This window comes from Halogeometricum pallidum JCM 14848, from assembly GCF_000337095.1.
Lineage (GTDB): Archaea > Halobacteriota > Halobacteria > Halobacteriales > Haloferacaceae > Halogeometricum > Halogeometricum pallidum.
Genome location: NZ_AOIV01000036.1, coordinates 56971 through 79822 on the forward strand (window position 1 = coordinate 56971; position 22852 = coordinate 79822).

Annotated in this window: 18 protein-coding genes; 5 read left to right on the forward strand and 13 right to left on the reverse strand. The window is 56.7% G+C overall.

Annotated features, from left to right (window positions below):
• The first annotated feature begins 43 nt into the window (after window positions 1-43).
• Together C474_RS14115 and C474_RS14120 are read left to right on the forward strand one after the other, a co-directional pair.
• Complete coding sequence (locus tag C474_RS14115) at window positions 44-2626, forward strand: PD-(D/E)XK nuclease family protein (RefSeq protein ID WP_008387981.1); 2583 nt, start codon at window positions 44-46, stop codon at window positions 2624-2626.
• Window positions 2619-5498, forward strand: coding sequence for a UvrD-helicase domain-containing protein (locus tag C474_RS14120; protein WP_008387982.1), 2880 nt, complete (start codon window positions 2619-2621; stop codon window positions 5496-5498). The genes C474_RS14115 and C474_RS14120 overlap by 8 nt, the downstream gene beginning before the upstream one ends.
• Window positions 5499-5536: 38 nt before the next feature.
• Here C474_RS14120 and C474_RS22815 read toward each other — a convergent pair whose 3' ends face one another.
• The 7 genes from C474_RS22815 to C474_RS14155 all read right to left on the reverse strand — a co-directional run bounded on the left by C474_RS22815 (window position 5537) and on the right by C474_RS14155 (window position 13305).
• Window positions 5537-5842 (reverse strand): hypothetical protein, encoded by a 306-nt coding sequence (locus tag C474_RS22815; RefSeq protein WP_160166843.1) that lies wholly within the window; start codon window positions 5840-5842, stop codon window positions 5537-5539.
• A gap of 524 nt (window positions 5843-6366) precedes the next feature.
• Window positions 6367-6861: a hypothetical protein gene (locus C474_RS14130; RefSeq protein WP_008387984.1), complete on the reverse strand. Its 495-nt coding sequence runs from the start codon at window positions 6859-6861 to the stop codon at window positions 6367-6369.
• Window positions 6851-7531, reverse strand: a complete 681-nt coding sequence (locus C474_RS14135) for a nucleotidyltransferase domain-containing protein (protein WP_049917021.1) — start codon at window positions 7529-7531, stop codon at window positions 6851-6853. The genes C474_RS14130 and C474_RS14135 overlap by 11 nt, the downstream gene beginning before the upstream one ends.
• A gap of 346 nt (window positions 7532-7877) precedes the next feature.
• A complete protein-coding gene (locus C474_RS22160) occupies window positions 7878-8264 on the reverse strand; it encodes a hypothetical protein (RefSeq protein WP_152421682.1) in 387 nt (128 codons plus the stop codon).
• Between the two features lie 248 nt (window positions 8265-8512).
• Entirely contained in the window at window positions 8513-9637 is a 1125-nt protein-coding gene (locus C474_RS14145; RefSeq protein ID WP_008387989.1) for a tyrosine-type recombinase/integrase, read from the reverse strand.
• Between the two features lie 786 nt (window positions 9638-10423).
• Complete coding sequence (locus tag C474_RS14150; protein WP_008387991.1) at window positions 10424-11851, reverse strand: argonaute/piwi family protein; 1428 nt, start codon at window positions 11849-11851, stop codon at window positions 10424-10426.
• A complete protein-coding gene (locus C474_RS14155) occupies window positions 11851-13305 on the reverse strand; it encodes a hypothetical protein (protein ID WP_008387995.1) in 1455 nt (484 codons plus the stop codon). The genes C474_RS14150 and C474_RS14155 overlap by 1 nt, the downstream gene beginning before the upstream one ends.
• Before the next feature lie 96 nt (window positions 13306-13401).
• Between C474_RS14155 and C474_RS14160 the strand changes: the two genes are divergently transcribed.
• Window positions 13402-14262: a hypothetical protein gene (locus C474_RS14160; protein ID WP_008387997.1), complete on the forward strand. Its 861-nt coding sequence runs from the start codon at window positions 13402-13404 to the stop codon at window positions 14260-14262.
• A gap of 5 nt (window positions 14263-14267) precedes the next feature.
• Window positions 14268-15032: a hypothetical protein gene (locus C474_RS14165; RefSeq protein WP_008387998.1), complete on the forward strand. Its 765-nt coding sequence runs from the start codon at window positions 14268-14270 to the stop codon at window positions 15030-15032.
• A gap of 39 nt (window positions 15033-15071) precedes the next feature.
• Here C474_RS14165 and C474_RS14170 read toward each other — a convergent pair whose 3' ends face one another.
• On the reverse strand, window positions 15072-16112 hold the full coding sequence (locus tag C474_RS14170) for a sister chromatid cohesion protein PDS5 (RefSeq protein ID WP_049917023.1): 1041 nt from the start codon (window positions 16110-16112) through the stop codon (window positions 15072-15074).
• Window positions 16113-16257: 145 nt separating this feature from the next.
• Window positions 16258-17385, reverse strand: coding sequence for a metallophosphoesterase family protein (locus C474_RS21665; RefSeq protein ID WP_449404854.1), 1128 nt, complete (start codon window positions 17383-17385; stop codon window positions 16258-16260).
• Window positions 17386-17451: 66 nt separating this feature from the next.
• Here C474_RS21665 and C474_RS14180 point away from each other — a divergent pair, with 66 nt between their 5' ends.
• Complete coding sequence (locus C474_RS14180; protein ID WP_049917025.1) at window positions 17452-18390, forward strand: ADP-ribosylglycohydrolase family protein; 939 nt, start codon at window positions 17452-17454, stop codon at window positions 18388-18390.
• 71 nt (window positions 18391-18461) lie between these two features.
• Here the strand turns inward: C474_RS14180 and C474_RS14185 are convergent, their stop codons facing one another.
• The 4 genes from C474_RS14185 to C474_RS14200 all read right to left on the reverse strand — a co-directional run bounded on the left by C474_RS14185 (window position 18462) and on the right by C474_RS14200 (window position 21871).
• Complete coding sequence (locus tag C474_RS14185; protein ID WP_008388002.1) at window positions 18462-19328, reverse strand: hypothetical protein; 867 nt, start codon at window positions 19326-19328, stop codon at window positions 18462-18464.
• 110 nt (window positions 19329-19438) lie between these two features.
• Window positions 19439-20365 (reverse strand): ImmA/IrrE family metallo-endopeptidase, encoded by a 927-nt coding sequence (locus C474_RS14190; protein WP_008388003.1) that lies wholly within the window; start codon window positions 20363-20365, stop codon window positions 19439-19441.
• A gap of 84 nt (window positions 20366-20449) precedes the next feature.
• A complete protein-coding gene (locus tag C474_RS14195; protein WP_008388005.1) occupies window positions 20450-20797 on the reverse strand; it encodes a hypothetical protein in 348 nt (115 codons plus the stop codon).
• A gap of 72 nt (window positions 20798-20869) precedes the next feature.
• Window positions 20870-21871, reverse strand: coding sequence for a DUF6610 family protein (locus C474_RS14200; protein WP_008388007.1), 1002 nt, complete (start codon window positions 21869-21871; stop codon window positions 20870-20872).
• Between the last annotated feature and the right edge of the window lie 981 nt (window positions 21872-22852).

The following is a 22852-nucleotide window of genomic DNA, read 5'->3' on the forward strand; positions in this document are numbered from 1 at the left end:
CTTGGCGATAATTATATGAATTATTGGCTGAGTTGTTGTTGCCGTGCCAGTTACGCGGGCGAAACCACTTGACTCCCTCTACGACGAAGTCCGAGACTATGACCTCGTCATCGTTCCTGATGCGCCGCTTGCCAGTGGGCTGAACCGACGTCTTGACCGCGCTCATCTCGGTATATTTGCCATCACGCCGCGTCGACTCGCAGCAGGCCGTCGCGAACGCGCCGAGGACCGGAGTGCCTTTCTCGAACTCGTTACGACCACCGACCTGGAGTGGAAGCAGGCTGCATACGCGATCGGCAACACGCTCCAATGCTGGGAGCACCAGGGACGCGTCGATGCCGTTCTCGACTACGACGCATACGCCGACACCGCGACGGAAACCACCGTCGACCAGCTCTCAACGCTCGATACGACTTCTCGGCGACTCGGCGAGTACCAAATCGACGACAGCAAAGACGTCGCCGTCGTCGGCCACGACCAGCTCACGACTCTCGAACGATCGATTCTCCCCACGCAGTACGATACGTTCGATCCATTCACCGATGCCGCATTCGACCGACCGCCGTTCCACATCTTCGATTCAAGTACCGCAATCGTCGACGCTGTGCTCGGCATCGTCTCCGCCGACAATGCGGAGGACGTCGCGGTCGTCGCGGATCGCGGGAGTGAATATGCAACGTTCGTCCCGAGCGCGCTCGAAGCCGCCGATATTCCGTTCATCGGTGGCCCAGGGTTCGCTGACGAACAGCATCACCGCGGATTCGTCCAGTTCCTTCGCGCCGCTACTCGCGGGACAGAGACGCGTGTGAAGACAATTCGTTCAGTCCTCTCCAACCTCGGTATCGATGTCGACGTTGAACACGACGACAAACGGCAACACGATGTCGACGCCGACAGTCTCACGTGGTTCCAGGAGTTCAGCGCGGAAATCGGCGAGACAACGTTCGCTGGAGCACTTACTGCATACGAACGACAGGCCGGGATCAGCCTCGATGCGTTCCGAGATGAACTCGAGGCGCTCGGTATCGCTACCGACGACGTCACCAGACAGGGCATTGATCGACTCGAATACTACCTCCAGAGCTACGAAGTCCCCGTCGACCGCGAAGACGAAGGGGTTCTCCTGGCCGACGCAAAGTCAGCAGCCTACGTAGACCGCCCCGTCGTATTCTACCTCGGCCTCGACGAAGCGTGGACTCACTCTCCACCACGTCGTCCGTGGGTCGACCGTGACGCCGAATTCACTCGGAACCTGACGCAGTTTCAGCTCCTCCTCCAGAACGGCGTCGAACAGTATTACCTCGTTCAGGACACGATCGGCGGCTCACCCGCAACGCCGTGTCTCTACTTCGAGGACCTCCTTGATGATGACTTCGAACGGTTCAGCGATCTCGACACGGTGACTCACGGACGGACCTTCAGTGCGACCAAAGATGGGTTCGAGAAGGAATCGCTCGACGTCTCACCGACGCAGATCGACACCGTCAGCCAGTCCAGTCTGAGTACGTACGTCAACAGCCCCCGTGACTACCTCTTCAGTCGGCTCGTCGACGGCCCCGATAAGGACTACTTCAAGGAGGGGAATCTCTTCCACGACTTCGCCGAGTTCTACGTCAATCATCCCGACCTGATCGACGAGGAGACCATCGAAGACCTCGTCGACGTAATGCTTGAGGAGGCGGAATCGTTCGTTCGCCGCGTCGACCGTCCAACGCGCCGTACCAAGTACCGGATCGGGCTCGAAACCATCGTCGAGCTGCTCGACGAACGCACCCCGGAAGGCGACGACCTGCTCACTCCGAACAGCGGGTGGGGGCAGAATTTCTTCGCGGCCCATTTTGACAGGGAAGTCGACTCGCCGTTCACGGAGCGCTGGTTCGAGAACGAGGATCTCGGACTGAAGGGTAAGATCGACCTCGTTCATGGTCCGACTCACCTCCTCGACTACAAGAGTGGGAGTCGGAAACGAGCGTCTCGCGTCGTCAAGAACTCCGCGCTCGATCCACCGAGCGATACGCCGAACTTCCAGGCACTTCTCTATCTCGCCCACCGCCGAAGTGAGCGCCCAGGCGAGCGCCTACAGTTCACGTTCTTCCACTTTCTCGAGACGCTCGACGACGTCGTCGCCGGCGAGGCGGACTTAGATGAGACGCTGACGACCGTTGAGTATTATCCGACCCAGTTCGAGGAGCACGCCCGGTCGCGAGCGACGTTCGAGAAGCTCCGCGATGACGGGGCGAAGAATTGCCAGAAGACGCTCTCGAAGATTGAGTACACTGATTATCAAGCCGCGTTCGAGTCGGTCCCGCTACCGGCGACACGCGATAGTGACGAACTCATCGACTCCGAGTTCGGGCAGGCGATGCAAACTCGACTCCAGGAGTGTGTCGGCGAGTACAAATACGTCTCGTCGGGCTGTAAACAGCTGCTTCGTCAGCTGGCACGAGTTCGGAGTCAGAACTACTTCGAAGAGGATCTCGACGGCTTCGAGACGTTCGTCACCGAGCGTATGACGGAACTTAACCACCGACGTGCTGGCGAAGAACGCTTCCCTGTGAACGGACTCGCCGGTGAACCGAACTACCGTCGCGTGGACAACCGCGACCTCCTTCTTGACCATGACTGACCCCAACCCTCAACAGCAGGACCTCATCGACAGCACCGACGGCTTATACCTCGTTGACGCCGGCGCAGGCACGGGGAAGACGTTCACCATCACGCGCCGCTATGCGAACATCGTCGACGAGGACGACGTCGCCCCTGAGGACGTGCTGCTGGTGACGTTCACGAACAACGCTGCAACCGAGATGAAGGACCGGATCGTCGGCCACTGCGAGTACGGAATGCGCGATCTCGCGGACGCGCCGATCCAGACGTTCCATTCGCTCTGCCACGATCTCCTCCAGGAGCACGGCTATGCCGCGCCGACGCACCTCGGGATCGACGACCGCATCACGGGCTCGACGCGCATCGTTGAGGACGACCTCGTCGAGGAAGCCCTGTTCGGAGAGTTCATCGACCGGTTCAGCGACGACCACCCCGAGTACGATGACTACTTCCGCATCGTCTCGAACCCGACTGAACTCCTCGGACTCGTCTCACAACTCGCCTCGAAGGGTGTGTTCCCGACAGCCGACGGCTGGTATCGGAACGGCGAACGGTATCTCGACGGCGACTTTGAGGCGTTCAAATCGCTGTTCGATGACGTAAATGAGCCACAGAATGGCGGGAGCAAGCAGTCACGGCTTCGCTCGAAGCTCAATCGCTATGGGAAGAACAAGTGCTACCTGCCAAACGCCCCTGAGAAGGCCGAGATTCGCGGGCAGGGCACGAAGCGCGTCCCCGATGCCGTCGCTCGGATGGTATTCGACGCTGACCGTGAGGGACTCAAGGCATTCGTCCACGACGTCTTCTACGAGTACCTCGAATTCGCGCTCGGCCGGAACTACCTCAACTTCGGGTTCCTCCAATTGTTCGCGTTCGTCCTGCTCTGTGAGGACCACGCGCTTCGTGAATCCATTGCGTTCGACTACGCGATGGTTGACGAGTTCCAGGACTCCAGCGAGATCCAGTTCAAGCTGACGCTGCTGCTCGCGGGGACGAACAACCTCTGTGTCGTCGGCGACTGGAAGCAGAGCATCTACGGCTTCCAGTACGCCGAAGTCGAGAACATCACTGCCTTCGAGGACCGGCTCAATCGGTTCGTCGACGAACTGAACGCCGACCACGAACGGGTCACCTTCGACACCCGGCCGATTCACACCATCGAGCTTATCGAGAACTACCGCTCCACCCAGGAGATCCTTGACTTCTCGGAGCACGGGCTACTCGTTCCGGCGGCGAACCGGGACAACGTCGATGTCGAGGCCATCCAGGATCGAATCGTCTCACTCTCGACCAACACCGAACACGAGAACACCCAGATCGAAGCGATCGCGAGCCCGGAGGAACACGAGTCGGTGGTCGCGAAGATTCAGGATATCGTCGGCAACGACGCCTACCAGGTTGAGGCCGATGACGGGTCGCTTCGGACGCCCGAGTATCGAGACGTCGCGGTTCTCACGCGAACACGAGAGTTCGGCCGCGACCTGCTGCAGACCGCCGAGGAGTACGGATTGCCGATGGCGTACGAGGGCGGGATCGAGCTGTTCCGCACGCCTCAGGCGAAGTTACTGCTAGCGTGGCTCCGCATCCTCGAATCCGACACCGATCGCGGCTGGTCGGTCGTCCTCGAGCAAGCAGGCTACACACTCGATGAGATCAAGCACGTTCTGGAGACTGAGGCGTATCCCGAGAACATGCGCTCGTTCCGCGAGAAGCTGGCAGAACTGGAGACGCTCGGCGGGGTGGCCGAACGCGTCTTCTCGCGGTACGGGTACGACGGTGCTACAGCCGACGTCGTTCTCCACACGATTCAGTCAGTGCACACCGCGACGACACTGACTCGGGGAGACCTTGTCCGGTTCATCGAGCGCGGCATCGAAGCGGGCAGTACCCACGATGTTCATGCGAACGCCGGTGCAAACTCAGTGACGGTCCAGACGATTCACGCAGCGAAGGGGCTCGAACATCCCATCGTCGTTCTCGCCAACATGAACAGTGGGCGATTCCCACCATCGGGCGGCGGGAGTGGAACGATTACGTTTCAGGATCCGGTCGGACTCCGACAGCGGAAACGCTACGCCGAGGCTGACGGCCTCCCCCACGTGTACGATGACTGGCGGACTGACGTCCTCCGCCGGTGTTTGCCCAGGGAGTACGACGAGGAGCGCCGACTGCTCTACGTGGCGATTACGCGCGCCGAGAGCCACGTTATCTTCTCGGCCGGGGAGGATCCAAACACGTTCCTCGAAGAACTCCCTGTCGAAATCGAAGCGTGGGACACTGAACCTGATGCGGACACCGTAGACGAAACCGAGCAGACGGAGTTGCTGATCACGGTACCGACACCGGAGGGACCGGTCGGACACTCACCACATTCGCTGATGCGTGAGGATGTTTTCGAGGACGTCGACGATGGTATGGGGAAGGCGTTCGGTACCGACGTCCACGACTTTGCGGAAGCGTACGCGCGTGGCGATGATGTAGAACTGAATCGGGACGACCCCGGATGGGACGACAAACAGCACGTGATGTCGTTTCTCGACGGCCTTTCGGGCGACCTGCTCGTCGAGGAGGACGCCTACCTTCCGCTGGACGTCGACGGGACTCGCGTGATGATCTCCGGGATCATCGATCTCGTTCACGTTCGAGCCGACCGCATCGAAGTGGTCGACTACAAGACCGACCGTGGTCGGCACGCGGAAGCCGAGTATCGAAAACAACTCAGTGTCTACTATCACGTGCTTCGGGAGCTGTATCCTGAGCGTGAGATTTCGACGTCGATTCTCTATACCGTCGACGGAGCCCGCGAAGAGATCGACCCTCTCTCACGGGACGCCCTGACTGATATTGTGAAGGCTGTTTCTGGCCTGGAATCCGCTCCGACCGTTCAGTAGCCGCTTCCCTTCGACGCTCTTTCGACGCCCGTTGATAGCTAAGTGTATAACATCGGTTCAGAATGGAAACTGATGTCGCCATTCTTGGACGCTCGGAGTGTTAATGCCTGACGCATCGTTGTGGGAGGTGCTACATGACCTACCCACGAACTCATGTTGACCATCGCGATCCCGATCACCACGAGGCAATCCACCCAACCCGGAATATCGGCAACGCCCATGTCGTCGCTGGCGAATTTCTCACGTCGCGATACCACGATGCACTCCAAACTGTTCTCCATCCGCTCGGTGAGTCTCTTGACACCCACGACCAACACGCCCTCAACGACCTCGGCATCGTCCACGCAAATGGCACCCTCAATGACCTCTCTCCGATTGTCCGCACCTACGTCAGACTCGACGATTATTGGACTCGCACTCATCGTACTGCACTCAATGAGTTATTCGCTGCCCGGCGTGCCCACGTGCTAGGTTGCTGTACCCGCACTTTCCTGTCCCAATTCCCACGTCATACACTCGAAGTCGAGTCTGGGCGTACCGGTGCTGTACTGGATGCGACGCTAGCTCCGCTTCTCGACAGTGGCTTCCTCGCGTGGACGGACGATGAGGAGGCCACCTGCACCGTTGATGAACATCATGCGTTATATCGGCCTACTGAGCGCCTCTTCGACTCCCTGCTCGAACAAGCGCCCATCCTCTGTGACCTCCTCCCGCCAACCGACCTCTAGTAGAGCGGTTCCGTCCAATCCCTCTTCATCCAACCCCGAGACCGTCACGTGATCGACCCTTGCCCTGACCTTACTTTCACTCAGAGCCAATAAAAGAGGCCGTAGATAATAGATTAACCTTAATATTAGACTTAAGCTTGTCAACCTCGGGTACAGATGCACTCGTGGCCGATCGAGAGATAGTCGAGAATATACTGATGAACCGCGGTCGCGAGCTCGAGCATGGCGTCGGCCTGTGTCTCTCCGCCGACGGCCTGTCGATAGTAGGTTTTCGAGCGATTCTCTAGCCAGAGCTGGAGGAACTGGTCTCCCAGCGACTTGCTGTACAAGTTCGCCTCGGCACCCCGTTCGTAGACGTCCGAATGGGTGACGAACTCCGTGCTGTCCATCCCTGTCGCGTGGAGTAGATAGAAGTGAATACTGCGCTCGATGGCGATGAACGAACTTTCGATGACGACGGTATAGTACCCGTTCTGTGTCCGCAGGAAACGGGCTGCATCGAGGAGGCGACATGCCTTCCGGAGCTGCAGGAGTGCGTCGTCGTCGGTGTCGAGTCCGGATTCTTTGTGGGATGGCTCACGCTCGAACGCTCGCTGGGCGTCCGTGAGTGCGTCTTCAACGTAACTACTGTCCATTCGTCAAGACCTCTTGCTTGGCCGTGTGGAGGTGTTCAGTCTCGTAAAGAACGATACCCTCAGTGAAAATCTCGCGGAGTCGATCACCGATGTTGGAAACGCTCTCCATCGATTCGGCGAGGACCTGGAACTGGTAGCGGTCGCCAGCGAACCGTTGTTCCTCCAAGTCGCGTGCGACTTCGTGAGCGATTCGCTGGGCGGTCGCCTTCTCATCGGTGACGAGTACAAAGCAGTCAATGTCGCTCGACCGGTCAGCCTCGCCACGAGCGACACTGCCGAAGACGAGGATGCCAGCAATGTTGTCGATCCGGCTGCGCAACGTGTCCACGAGGGTTCGAACCGGATCGTGGAACTCGGATTGCGGGATCTGGAGAACTGGGTCGTCTGGCTTTGTGAGGCGTTCGCGATTGATCTGGACGAGCTTCCTGTTCCCTTCTCGTGTAATATGGACGAGGTCGGTTTCAGCTAACAGATCGACTGTATCGGTCACGCTGCTCGGGCTATGATCGGTCGCCCGTCGGATGTCCCTGATGCTGAACCGTGTATGTGGGTTGTTTGCGAGCAGTGTGAGAATGTCGCCTGTTGCTGCGTATCGGAATAGCCGGTTGTTCGGCACCGGCAATGGGATTGTAAGCTCCATCCCCGAAGTTTGTTCCCTGAGGGCTACCATGGTCGCTCTTAGCTACCGACACTCTTGTAGATTTTGGTGAGTCTCAAGTGGGACTGCGAGACAAGACGACGTAAACCACAGAATCTAATCTTAAGAATAAGATTAAACAAGCTATCTACTACTTAGTGCTTCTGTAGCCCAATACAGGTCTGTCGTTCACTGGGGCGACTAGTAGTGAATCACTGATGATCCAGTCTACTTCACAATCACCGGATTACTAATCTCAAAGGTTTAATCTTATTCTTAAGATTAACTATGCCCCGCTCAATCGGGGATCCTCAGTCCGAAAGGCTACGTGTGAACAGGAATCCGGTCGGGCTCGACAGTGATAGACGCCGTGGCAGGCTCAATCCTCGATTTCGGTCGTGGCACGATTCAGTATTTCATTGAAATCGTGACGGAGGCGGGCCGGTTTGGTTTCATACTCGCCAGCATCTTCGTATATGTTGAGAACACAGGCTCGAATATCGCCTTCACTTCGATCCATAGCCTCGGCAACATCGTTCCAGGCCCTGTCCATCCGTGTTTCGTCAATCGAGCGGAGATGTCCGTTGTCGTCTCGCCTCGGTGGATTCCCATCGCGCTTTCGATAGCTCTCTAGCAGGTGTTCTCTGTACTTCGGGGCAACTTGGCCTTCGATGAAGAATCCCGGAATGACGTCTGCTGCTACGTCTCCCACTTCTTCGGGGAGAACTCTACTCCGACGTTGTTTGATCAGGTCTCTGAGACCCATATGTTTGGTATAAACCCAAGAGGACATATAGGGTCTAACCTGTGTTATCGATTTCTAGGAGGAGTAGAGCCAGATTCAGATAATACGGGCACTATACTCTAAATAGGACTTTCTCAGGTGCGTCTCTGGATTATCTCGGAGTCCCTCCAAAGGCAGCTAATACCCACAATCTTAATATTAGGATTAACATTAGGATTCTGGAGCCTCCTCAACCAACGCCCTACTGCTGCATCCATACGTTGGTGGATTCACTCGCCAAGAAGATCGTCGACTTGCTTCGCTGTTTCAGCTGCTTGGATGTCGGAGTACGACTCGTGGGTCGTCTCGATGCTCGCGTGTCGGAGTGCTGATTGGGCGAGTTCAGCGTGGCCGCTCGCGTAGAGTTCGTGGCCGAGTCCTCGACGAGCACCGTGTGGTTTCAGGTAGTCACCGTCGACGTCAAGGTTCGCGTCCTCACACAGCCGCTTCATCAGGTTGCGAGCACCGTTCGTCGAGAGCGCTGGTGGGACGACCTCATGTTCTCGGAGCACTGTGTCGATATCACTGTCGTCGAGGATGGTCTCGATCTCGTCGTCCGAAATTCCCTCGTGGGCCAGCTGCTCGCGAACGGCGCGATATTTCGACGGAGCGTGCCCGCTGGGAAAGACTGGCCACTCGTCGGTCGGTGGATCGAGGACAGTCCTGTACCGCTCTAGTACCGTGGCGGCCCGCTCGGGAAGTTGTGCGTACTCGTACTCTCGTGACTTCCCGAGGACGCGGACGGCACCGGAGTCGAGTTGGACGTCTCCCCAGGTGATACCGTTGCGCTTGTCGTCCGAGGGTTCAGCGAACACCTCCGCGCCGCGAACGCCCGAGAGTCCCAGGAGATAGACGATTGCTCGGTCGCGAAAGGCCCGCTCACGACTCACGTCCACTCCCCCGTCAAGGGCGTGGTCGACACGTTCGTCGACGTAGCGCGTTATCGCCCGCCGCTCCTTTTCGCGCCAGAACTGTCGGTCGGCGTCACCAAGATCCTCGGGGAGCTCGTCGGTGGCACGCTTCGCTTTGGCCGGATTCGTATCGAGGAGCTCGTCGGCCACGCAGAACGTGAGGAACGCGCGGACGTACGCGTAGTAGGTGGTCGCGGTACTCGCTTTCAAATCGCCGTCGCGGGCCTGCTTTTTGAGATGACGCGCGTATCGGCGGCAGTCGAGGACGTCCAGGTCCTCGAGGTCCGTCACACCGCGCTCCTCGCGCAGCCAGGTTCGCCACGTCGCGAGGGTCGACGCGAAGTTTTTCCTGGAGTTACCAGCCTCGACGCTGTCGAGGTACTGCTGGATGGCCGTCTCGACCGGTGTTTCCCCGGGTGTAGCGTCGCCCTCGTCGGGTTCCATGGTTCGTGCTCGACCGACGGCGGCGACCCACGTAAATCTACTGTGTACAACTGGGATAATACACAGTGTGTCTTTATTCTCGAATTCTCCCTATATCGAAGGATACACAGGCTATAACGGCAGAATAGTGTTTTATAAATCGTATGTCGATATACGAAGTTCTCTGCATGATCTCGTCAAGTTCTGAAGTCACCCGATTCTCGGTAAACTACTGCTCTATGGCCGTTTCGGTGCGAACCTCTGATTTGAACTGCAAAATCTATCTTAAGACGAAAAGTTAACCAACAAGTGATGGTGGGTGGCTTCGATGTTGGTTAACTATACATTCTGGTATGGAAGCTAGCTTGTCGATCGCAGCTTTCGACTGATCTCGTTACAGGAACGCAACCGCGATGAATTGCACTGTGAATCCTATACAGAGGAGCACTAGCCCAATAGCTGGTAAGAGCCATTCACGCTCAAACTCCCGAAGTTGCTGTTTCGACGATTTGAGCGATTCATGTTCGATTGGCTCATCGTTTAGATAAAATGATGTCATGACATCATTCGGCTCATACCCTTCATATTGTAGCTGTTTACGCACCTGTGCGGCTTTGTACGATTGCCGAACAATGTTTGGACCAAGTAGAATTGCTCCAGCTAAATCACACAAGAGACCGAAAGCAGTGACGTTAGAGGCAGTGATAAGAGAACTCGTCATAACGGTAGGGCGGGTTGCCAGCGAACTTACGTGTTCCTTTGTCAGTTGCCCTCATTCTGTTCCAATAAAAATTCTAGCGAGCGAGGTCACATATAATAGTAGTAGTGGTACGGGAACGCCCCGTCGGGTAGGTTCTGTGCCATGGGCTCTGCGAGAATATCGCTGACAGCGTCAGCGATCCCGACTGTCACGGGGAGCTTCTTGCAGAAGTCAGAGCTGTTCCAATCGAGCTTCGAGAACGAGAGTATCTCCTCGCAGATTTCTCGGTACGAGGTAGCGTTCACCTCTTCATGAGGACGGACGACGATTGGGTTTGGTGTGCCGGACTCAGCGTATGCGGAAATCTCTGGAATGAATCCCTTCGTGTAGAGGTAGTACTCTTCTCTCCCAGGTGGCAGGGCGACTGTACCCCTCAGAGGCGGGTACTGCGTGTTGCTGAAGAGACGAATTGGGTGGTGTTCTCGGATGGTGATGAAGTCTCGCTGTCTCACGTCTTCGGAGCCAGATTTGAAGCCTTCTGTCTCCTGCTCCCAGAAGTTGGAAGACTTGTGAATCACCAATCGATCAGGGCGATCCTGCCTTCGGTCGCCGTACCGCTCCAAGATGGTTTGGATTAGCCGCTCGGCATCTCCAGCCGACAGATGTGTCCGTCCTGTATCGTCATCACTGGCGATATCGGTGACCGGATCGCCACGGATGACGAAGTTCTCTCCGGTCTCCATGAACACCTGCGCGATTGACGCTCTGGTGTCTGGATCCGTCCCGCGCTCATCGTAGAAGGATATGCCGGCGTAGCAGGTGTTCGATTTGAGTTCAGTAAGCTTCCATGGTCGTCCTCTTCGAGCCTTGTAGAGTAGACCAACTGCGAGATTCCACGCTACCTCTCGACGTGGTTGGACATCCTCTCCGCGGAGGGTCTTGGGGCCGATGAGCTGTGTCGGGGTCTGATTCAGCATCCCCAGGAGCTTGATGCGGCTTCTGAAGTCGGTGTCGGCCGTCCGAATAGTATCTGCTTTCTTGCCCTCTGTGAACAGCTCAGCGAGTGTTTCCGGGATGCTTACAATGACTACGTCCGGGCTCGGGGTTGTTGAGCAGACGCCTTCTATCTGGTACTTGATGTAATCCAGTGCCATCTCAACACGGTCGGCATCATCGCGGACGTCGCTCAGTGAGTCGATGTCATCATGTTCGATTTCGCCCCGCCACATCGGACGCTGATCGAACGACATCTTGAGCTCAGAGTTAGGGCCGAGTCCCGGGAAGGGTTGATTCCACCGCTGTCGCTCGTCTCCCTCGGGAAGGATCCCATAACGCATGTCCTCAAGCAGGTCTCGCATCGCCGAGATAGACCAGCTATCACCAATCAGTCCAACCCGTACCACCTCATGATTAGAGCCGTCACGCGGTGGGCAGGGCCCGTACTTCAGCAGTCCGCTCCGTGGATCTTTCGCCGTATTTCCACCGGCGAAGACGAGTTCCGGCTCCGAGAGGTAGTCCACTCTGAACCCAGACATCAGTACGCGTCCACACCTCGTTGCATGAGAAGTTCCCGTTCGGAGCCGTCTTTCGGAGGCCGCACGCGAAGCTCTAACCCCTCTTCGTGCTCGAACTCCAGTCGTTGGGGGTCATCCTCTATACCAGCCTCCTCAAGCGGTGGTGATTCGTCCATTCCGAGGTATGCGCGCCACTGTCGGAATTGTGCCTTCAGATTATTTGGACGGTAATGGCCGCTACTTTGGAGTTTGTCATGGAGTTTGCTGGCGGTGTCGCCTTTTACAATACTGGTGCCGCCACCGGAACGGGAGAACATCCACCCAGTGTCGATGAAGACGTAGAACTGCTCCTTATGTTGCTTGACAACCGGTGCCGCATAGCGATGGGCGGTATATGCGCCCCAATCCATCGCAACGTCCCATCCCTCGACCCTCGTCTTTACCGGAGAATCGTCCTCTTCGTCAGATCCCCCGCCTTCGTGTTTGAAGAGCAGGCGATTTTCGTACTGGTGACGAACCATTCTACAATCTTCGTACCCGTCGACTGCGCGTCGTCGTATCTCACGGTTGAACAGTCGCTTCGCAACGTCGGGGGCAGTATCTTCGTTCTCTAGCCAACTGTCGAACGGTTGGCTCTGAACAGACTCCTCATCGACGAACGGACGGAGCGAGTCAGGCATCTCTTCCATTGGAATCAGGCTGTAGAACAGGCCTGACTCGACCCAGATGGGCAGGTGTCGAGGATTGTCGACGTAGATGTTCTCAGGATGATCTGCGAGGTTTTCACCGATGTAAATCGATTCTGGTAGCCCACTAATGCGGAGGAAGTTGGCGACAAGAGTCTCGGCTTCTCGCGCGGGTGAGTTCTCTCGGGTGTAGAAGTCCCATTTGGAGCGATTCACAGACCGCTCATCCTCTGCCATCTGTCCGAGGCGGTTCCAGCTGGCGCGGTGGACGAAGACATCGGCGAGAAACCACTCGAAGTCTTCTACTCCAAGGTCTTGGAGGGCTGCTTCCTCGGCGTTATTCAGCTTCTGCCTCTCTTTCAGGGTATCGAAGTAGCCATTGATGTACTCCGGGGTGTTCGTCCTGGGATCGAATATTCGCTCCCACTTGTCAAAGGCTTGGAGGTACGATGCGTAAATGTGGTATTCGAATCCTCCGTCCTGCTCGCAATAGTCGATGAAAACGCGAGCTAGCTCAGTGAGGAAATCGTCATCTAGTCGCGACAACTTGGTTCCCTTGGCCTCCACCCGTACGAACTTCTTGACGTCGTCACCTACCTTCTCGCCGCTGAGATAGTGGAAACTCTCGTCGACGGTGACCGCGGCCAGGTCTTCGGTCGTGCTGTGATGATTCGACCGTCGTTCGATGCTGTAGCCCCGAGCGCGGAGGTACTCTTCGATGGCCTGCTTGTACTTTTCACCCTTGTCCCCACTAGCCTCGCTTGTTCCTTCGTGATTGTATATCGGCATTTAGTTACTGGACATCCGTGCTCTTTGATAGATAGTGTTTCTCCTCTACCCACAGCATAGATATATGTCCGATTCTAATGATAGATTGACGAATCGATGCACGGGAAACTGAGCGTGAGTGAGGTGGTTGCACTTCTCTTCGACGAACACAGGTACGACAGTCCCCTCTCCCGAAAGGCCGTTCACAAGCTGCTCTATTTCGTGAAAGAGGAATTAGACAGTGAGCGGGTTACGACCGACATCCCGACCTTCTGGTATATGTATGGTACAATGACGGCGACTGCCAATACCGGCGTTCACACCGGAGGCGAGCCAAACGACGATCCAGTAATTTGCGACGTCGATGCTACTGACATTGACAGACCAGAAGGGACGATTCGGCGGGGACGTCGAGCGGCAAGTCGCGCGCTTGAACGTTACTACGACCTCGGACTCGAGGGACTCACCGACCGGATGTACGACGATGCGCCGTACGAAATACAGCGACATTACCGGCGTCTGGATAAGCAGTTGGGGACTGCAGATTCGGCACAGATGACGCTCTCCTTCGACCGGAATGCTGGACCGACGAGAGAGACGTTGTACGATTTCATTGAGGACTTCCCTACTGACTCCTTTCCCGACTACGAGGACGATCTTCACATCTGGTACCGATTGATGAGCGCTGAGCTGGATTCTTCGGGGTATGATCCCAAAGAGGCGAAGAAGTATTCCAAGACGTTCTGGCGGCTTTTCTGTCTGGAGCTCGCGGTTCGTGAGAACGACGGTCTGACGCGTGAGCAGATTGAACGTGAGTTGAGCCTCGACAGCCTGGATGATGCGAAGAGACAGCTCCGCTCTCTACTTCGTAGCTGGGAGCGCGAGAAGGCAGAAGCAAACGCACGTGACGACAGGACCTCGAGAAGAGCTGCAGACGCACTCGTCTTGCCTTACATCGATTTCGAGGTGACAGGATAAGTTCCATGTCACGCTATTTCCTTGACACCGGCCCACTCGTCGGGGTGACGTTCCTTCACGACCTATGGCGCGACGAGGCCGAACGACTCTTCGAGACCGACAACTCACTCTCGACGAGTCGGGCGGTGATTTACGAATACTGCAACAGCACCTCAGAGAACTCCCTCGATTCGGCAGAGGTAAGCTGGGAGACCGATGAGGGGAGGTTCGGCGATAAGTTTTCGAAAATTCGGGCTGCGCAGACCAACTTAGGGATTAAACTTCGAAGTTGCGCCGATGAGGAACTAGATCTGGAAACACTCGTTGACGAGTTTATCGCTGTCACTCGCATCGAAGAGAACGTTTTTCCTCCGCGTCTGATCCGAGAGATTATTCGACCCAATATCCGGAGCTTTCTCCGCGACGAAATCGGCGACCAGCAGGTGACCAGTAAAGTGGCTCGTGAGGCGATGGACGCGCTCTGCGATACCATCATTACCGATGCACTGGAGACACGGGCCCAACTTCAGAGTCGTCTCACGTGGGGCCCGACGAGTGAGTGGACCGAGGAAGAGCGGAATCGACGTCTTTGGTTCGTTGATGGGTATGTTGACAAGGTGATCCTGTGCGATGCAAATCACCAGCGCAACCGAAACTTCATTGGAAAAATAGTGACCTCGGACAAGTCGCACATGTACGGAAACCGCGACCGCATCAGGGCCGTGTTGGGGCTTCCGGTCGTATATATCAAAGACGAGTTCGCCGACCCCGACCTGCCTGCTGGCGACTGAAACCGTCGTAAAGCGGTGATTTGAACCGACCTCTTCAAGCTACGATATCCCGTCGATGGCCCACGATGCCAATTTCCGGACTCTCTCGTCAGGGTCGGATTCTGCAATGGAGCGAAGCTGGACTAGCGCCACAGTCGCGTCTAGCTGTCCGAGTGCTTTGCAGGCGTTTCGACGGACGACTGGCGATGGATCGTCCAAGAGTTCGATGAGAGCTGGAATCGCCTCCTCGACGGCTGCTCGATTATGCACGCCGACGTGAAGAACCGCGGAGGCAGCGTTCCCGCAGAGAAATTCGTCATCACTGTGGAAGCATTCAATCAGGGCCGGTACATTGTCCTCGACGGCGTCAGGATGTTCCTTGGCGATATCGGCAAGTAAAGCGGCTGCATTAGCACGCACCTTCAGCGCCGATGCAGACGTTAGCTCAGCCAAGACTTGAGTGGTTGACTTCGCAGTGGCTGGATACGCGGAAGTTACTGCCCCGAGCGCCGACAACGCGTTCGTCTGGTACGACTGATCGCGTTCAGTAATCCCCGCAACCAGTTGCGGGACCATTGGCTTCACCTCTTCTGGATACGCGTGAGCGACTTGCGAAAGGATATAGATTGCATTCGCGCGAATCGTCTCGTTCTCGACGTCGAGCAAGGCACTGAGCATCGGAACTTGATCGACGAATGCCTGTGGCTCTGTACTTGCAAGCTCGACGCAGCATCCCGTCGCAGCCTGAGTAGTCTCGGAATCTTCGAGCGTGATCCGATCAGTGATTCCATCTTGAATCCTGAGAACAGCGGTTGGATCATTCGCCGCCAGCTGACGGAGACAGCGAAGAACGAGCGCGTCGTTGAGGGATGGTCGATTGAGTAAGCGATCTAGGTCATCGACAAACGCTGACCCAACGTCATCACGGGCACGGGCGACATTGAGTAAAGCGACGATGGCAGCACCATGTGTGTTGGGCGAGACAGTCGGTGTCGAAATAATCTCGTGCAATTCGTCGAGAGGAACCTTTGAAGGATTAGTGATAGCGAGTTGCTGTAGGTCGTTTGCTCGCTCAGCGATGTCTTCGCTGAAATCGGCCATTATTCGATTGGTTGTAACTGAATTGATAAAACATTGGGCGGTGGACATTCTAATGAGAGAACTCAGACTTCCTCGAGGATTCCGTGGTAAACCCGATCCTGATCGAGATTAATCTTATTCTTAAGATTATGACCATACTGGGGGGTCACAAGACATGACGTTTACGGCGTATCTCTTCCTTCTCGACAGTGATGGTTTCTACGCTTGGCTCCAGGTCGCTGGTTAGTCGTTCTGTGGCCCCACCACAAAACGCAGAGCAGCCATTCAGGGTTTTCTCAGCGTTCGTATGAAGATGGCCAAGAGCAAGCCCGTCAATCGAAATCGTGCTCTCTTCGAGTACTTCCTGTAAGTGGCAATCAGGATTCGGGCTTCCCGTAAGCGGTGCAACCGACTGATGCATACAGAGGAGAGTCGCGACCCCGCTTGGTGGACGCTCAAAGCCTAGCTGACCGTGGTCCCACGATTTCTGATAGTCGACTCCATAGAGTGCGACAGCATCACCGATCACGGCGGGACGGGAGCGAAGATGGGNGCTTGGTGGACGCTCAAAGCCTAGCTGACCGTGGTCCCACGATTTCTGATAGTCGACTCCATAGAGTGCGACAGCATCACCGATCACGGCGGGACGGGAGCGAAGATGGGTAGCTAATCCTGCATCACAGAACTGTTCGAGACACACGCGCCCCTTCTTCCGCGCATGGTTGCCGTAGATGAAGTAGAACGGAATCTCGTCGTTCGCCAACTCAGTGAGACCATCATGGCATGCTTCTTCGATCGAACTCGGAATCCCGTTCCTGGTATCGTTATGGAAGACGTCGCCAGTGTGAACAACGGCATCGACACGATGCTCGATCGCGAGATCAATCGCAGCGTTGAATCCAGCGACGGTGTCGATCTTCCAGGAATTGTTTTTGTGACCGCCTGTTTGCTTCCCCAGATGCGTATCAGTCAGGTAGAGAAGCTTCGCACGGCGGTCGGTCGGGCGAACGCCCTTGTGTTCAATCTCGAGTTTGCCCGTCCCATGCAGCTCTCGGCCAGCTGGCCATACCTCCCCGTATGCAGAGTGAAGTCGATACCAATGCCCTTCCTGCCACGGGTAGTCCCGCCCATTCGGGCTTTTCGCCCATACTGTGAATGAAAATGAAGTCCCGTCAACGTCCTCGACAGTCATTTCGAAGGCGCGTCGAGAACCTGAACCCGGTCTGCACGTCACAACCTTGACTGTAATATCGAGATGCTGCTTTTTTCGAATATCAGCATACGTATTCTCCATAGCGATTGCTGATACCACTGCTGTCACTGATTAATAGTTTTATCACCGACTCTCAAAGAGGGGGATATGTCGTCAACAGACTCTGAGGCTGGCGTTCTTCTAGGACTTGCTTGTGGCGACGCCCTCGGACGTCCCATCGAATTCCGTTCCTCACACCAGATCTCGCAGACGCACGGAACGGTTACAGAGATGCTGGGCCACGGGACGCACAATCAGCCTGCAGGGACCATTACTGACGATACCGAAATGGCGCTCTGTATTGCCCGAAGCCTTGTCGAGCATCACACGTTCAGGCCGGACGATATCGCTGAGCGCTTTGTTGCCTGGTACGACAGTGGTCCATTCGACATTGGCCTGATGACCAGCGATGCCCTCCAGAACATCAAACACGGAGCCTCCTGGCGTGATGCTGGCCAGCAGGTGTGGGAGTCCCGCGCCGAAGGGAGCAATGCTGGGAACGGGAGCGTAATGCGCTGTGCGCCATATTCGATTGCGTTTCGGGACGCGTGGAGTGACCTCGCACGTGTGAGTACGACGTCTTCAGCGATCACGCACGCGGATCCGCGCTGCAAGTATGGCTGTATCGTGCTCAATCTCACTTTGGCAGGGTTACTTACCCAGCGACCAACCCCTCTCAGAGACGCTCTCGACCATATCGAAGCCGATGCCCCCGAGGAACTCCTCACAGCGTTACGCTCGGTTCCGGACGGTATCAATCCCGACACGCTCAGTGCAAGCGGTTACGTGGTCGATACGCTGCAAACATCGCTGTATCACGGGCTTACAGCGGACACGGCGGAGGATGCCATCGTCTCTGCTGTAAATATGGGAGATGACACCGACACCGTCGGTGCAGTTACGGGTGCTGTCGCAGGGGCTCGGTTCGGGGCAGATGCACTCCCTGATCGATGGACCGGCGAGTTGGAGTGTGCCGATGAAACCGCGCGCCTCGAGTCGGTACTTATGAATGCAGAATTCACCGTCGACGAGAGTTCCGTTAGCTAGCTTCCCGGGGCTTCAGTCCATCCTATTGTTAATATTAAGAATAAGGTTAAGTATTGCTGGCTGCTGACAGCCTAGAGTATCGAATTTAGCTGCTGTCCCGATTCTGTGCGAGGGAGGCGTCCGTCTGGTCGGGGAACGTGCCCTGCTTCGATTTCGATATCGACGCGGCGCATATGCTTACAGCCCCCTTCAGGTTCGCGTCGCTGCCAGTCGAGACAAGTGCATGTCTCAGCGGCGACATCGACATCGTAGAAGTTCCCGGACTCTGAATGAACCTCATACACGCCGCCCTTCTTCAAGAGTGAGACGTCCATCTCTTCGTCGCAGGCTCGCCGCGTTCGCGGTGCAAGTTCATCGGCTGACGGTTCTGCCGAGACCGTATCTGTCTCTGGTTGGATGGCGCTCTGGCGGTCTCTGTTTGCCACCCATCCACCGTCCGAGGCGAGAGCAGAGTCGTCAGGTTCAACGAGGCGAGCAAGGTGCTCCTCGATCGGGTGATTGTAGTGAAGGAGAAAGTGTGCTTCGCGTCGCCCTCGGTGATCGTAGGAGCCACACGCTGCAGCTGCCCCCTCCCAGACGCGCCACGCGCCGAGCGCCGTCATCACCTCCAACGCCCGTCGCGGCAACTCGTCCTGATCTGACTGCTCGTAGAAGATGCGAAACCGAGTACAGTGCTCTTGCGGTTCGATGTCGGTCCACCACTCAACCTCGTCTCTCCAGTGATTGAACATCGCCGCATCGTTCCCGTACCCGACCGTGATCCCTGGAACGCGTGGTTCGCCCGTATGGGTGTCTTCAGCCTCGTTCTCCAGCAGCCGGAGTACCGCGAATCGTAGGTGTTCGTGGAGTGGCTGTTCGGTTCCGTAGCCGACTTGCGGATGGCTCTCAATCGTTTGGCGGGTTTCATCGAGAACCGTTGTAAGGTACTGTTCAGTCATGGATTCGTTCTATCCCGGTCGACGCACGATCACGCGCGCCGCCACCCTTCCGCGGCGCAATAGAAACTCACGGCGATGTGGAGAGCTGTTCATCGACGAGCTACACTGACCTACCCGTCGATCACGCCGATGATCTCCTCTGCGGTGCTGCTAATCCGTCCGAACCGGTCTTGGATCGACTCTGGCTCATCATCCTGCCACGCGGCGAGATAAAAAGCTGAACCGCTTGTATCAAGGCCGCAATACCGACCAACGATGTACGCGACGGCTTCCGCTTCGACTTCGCGCTTCGACCGTTCGTCCTCGTCGTCGACGTCGAAGTGGAGCAGCGCGTGGGCGTACTCGTGAATCAGCGTGACCGAGAGATCTGCTTGGTTCGATCGGGCTCTCGCTTCGACGACTGGCTGGAAATCGTGTAGGCTCCGATACTTACAGACCCCTTTCGCGTCGCCATGCTCCCAGTCGTCGGCATCGACGATGCGAACCGTCACACCGAGTTCATCAGCTGCATCTTTGAGCGCTGGCACCAGATCGTTGGCATCGCCCGTCGCCGCCGTCTCCAGTTCGGGAAGTGGTTCTCCTTCCGTCTGGGATACGTCGAAGACCGGTGCTGGTTTGAACCCGACGAGGCCTTTCGACCAGTCATCAGGCGGCGTCTCGTCGTACTCACAACCGATGTTTTCGTGGTAGCTGGGCGAATTCTCACACTCGGGACATCGCTTGGTGATGATTGGTGCCCAGATCCAGATGGCCTGTTCGCCTTCCTGGACGTGCCGATCGAAGTCGTTCCGCCATGTGTTGTAGCCTGCGACCTTCGTTGCCTCGGGATACTGGAGCTTGATGAGGAGCGTGTTTCGGTGCGAATAGTCGTGAAACCGACTCTGGACTTCCAGCCACTCTTGGAACTCCTCACTTGCTTGTGCATCGTCGACGTGGTCGACGAGGTCGTCGATCCACGCTTCGATGGTACTGTGCATCTCGTCGTGCCGGGTGTCGGTCTCCTCGAACGAGACCGACGAATCACTACTCGTAGCCATGATTTTCAGGACTCGAATTACCGCAACTGCATCGATTCAGAACGCGCCGCACCCTTCAGGGCGCAAAAAAACTCCCTTTGAGAGTTACCGGAGTTCGTGTGGTTCGTCCGCGAAACCGACTGCAACGAGGTATTTGAGATACTCGTCGAACATCTCTACGTCGCTCGGCGTGTCTGTCGCGAGGTGCCGTGCCCACTCGATGGCCCACCGGAACGCGGGATCGGACCCACCTTTGCCGTGGATGTACCACCACCGAGCTGCTTTGAGAACGACGAGTGGGTTCGTCGGCGGCTGTTCACTCGCCAATCCACGAGTGATGGATTCGATCTCCGCAGGGACCTCACCTGGCTCGATTTCCCCTGACTGTGTGTTCGAAATATCGATTGGAATCTCATCGACCGAGACGTCGTTCGCATGCTGTCGCTGACTCACTTGATTCACCTCTGGACGAAGACCCTCGATGGAGCCTTCGCCCTCTCAGGGGCTCGAAAAACAATCTCCGAATCATGCCGGTGGGAAGTAGACGCTCTGATCACCGGCAATCTCCTCGAGATTGTTCCGATGGCGATGCGAGAAGTAGCAGTCGTAGCTGCAGTATCCACAGACATCTCCCGTATCATACTCAGCAACAAAGGGACCACGAGGGGTTCGCCAGACATTCGCCCCGCATCCAGTACAGGAAGCACCGTCGAGCTCACTCGGTGATGGCCCCTCGTACTCTACATCCAGACCGGCATCTTGCGGTGTCGAATCTGGCCAGACGCCGTGTCCCTGCCAGAACTCTCGGAGTCGACCAAGGCTGTGACGAACGGTCTTCCGAACCGTGACGTGGTCAGCGTCCCGGCCGCTGTCGTCCCATCCGGCAGCTGTCCAGAACTCTCCGAACTGCGCGCCACGATGGAGTCCGTTCCAGTCAACACCGACGATATCTGCGGGTGGGTCATTCGTGAGCGTCGGTCGGGTCAACTGCTGAATGACGTCAAGCTGTTTCGGCGGGCTCCCACCGAGGATGTGGACGCGTCGGCCACGCCAGTCGGTCGGCTCGGAGAACTCGTGGGCTAACCGATCAGCGTAGCCCCGGGAGTAGCCGAGCACGATGTCGTCTGGAATCATCTCGATTACCTCCCTGCACTTGGGCACGATGACGAGCTCTGCGTCGGGGTAGCTCGCTTGGATTTCGCGAGTGGCAGCGACGTATTCATCGACATCGTCGGGTTCGTATGCGTCCCCAATGACGCCGACTCGCGGCTCGTGTTCGAAAAACCGGTCAACGTATCGAGTCAGGTCGGGATTTCGAAAATCGTTATCGAGCATCCCGACGGGAATCTCTAATCCCTGAAATTGGGATTGCTGATAACTACAGTCTTCACGATACCCGGGCAGGAAGCCGAGTTTGAAGGCGTCTAGAGCGAACGGAGCCCGATGGAGGAACGCCACGTAGTCAGTTTGCTTTGCAGCGTCAATCTCACGTGCGGTGCTACTGCTGGAACTGATATCGAGCGACATGAGTAGGCCCCAGAACGGCCACTTCTGGCCGTCCCGCACCTTTTCAGGGAACAATAAAACCGGGCTATTGGACGCTGTTAACCAACAGAAACAGCATAGGAGAGGTTCCTGTTGGTTAATAACCTGAACGAAGTCGGAGCTGGACTGCCATCCACCGATTACTCGTCAGGGGAGTGTCGTCGGCGTACCTGCTCCGGATTCGGCACCCAGGGATGTGCATCCCAGCAGTGAAGTGCGTGATCTCGTGCCGTTTCGAATCGGGCTTCACATGATCCACACTCGTAGGTCGTCTCGGGCCAGCGTTCCGTGACGAACATCGCTGTCACCGTCGACTGGACTGGGTCTGGTGCATCCGACCGCCGAACATAGTCGTAGCCGATGACCGTCCGCCGATGAAGTGCTGACTGCGCAAATCGCTTCGGCTTGTTGTCCGGAAGATACACCCAGCGAACGAACGCATCTTCTGAATTCTTCGCTGACGGCTGGATGATGAACCACCGCCCGTGGTCATCACGGAAGAGAGACCGCTCTGTGCCTCGGTTCTGGAGATACAGCGGGTCGCCTTGACCAGGAATCAGTCGAAGACCAACGGATGGGGAAATCGGGCTGAGAAGCCGCTCTTCTAGCGTGAGCAAGCTGGATTCCTCGGTCGCACTTGTCGCGAAGCGATCGAGGGTTGCCTTCTGAGTCATGCTGACCACTGCTCAACTGTCGTTTGTGTGCTATCGTGACTACTGGATACCTCACACACGAATCGCCATTTCGACGTCTCACGAATCGGCTTGTCCGGTCGATTCCCTGCTTGGCCTGTCCCCGTCTTTCCCGTACAGTGCCAGCCCTTGGCTCGGAGTGCTTTCACCATTGATCCAGAGTAATCCGCTCGAACGAACGTCAGGAGGAGTCGAATCCCGCGTCGACGTGCTTCACGTCGAATGAACTGATCCATCGACCGTGCAAGCGCTGCCGATGCGAGGTTTGGGA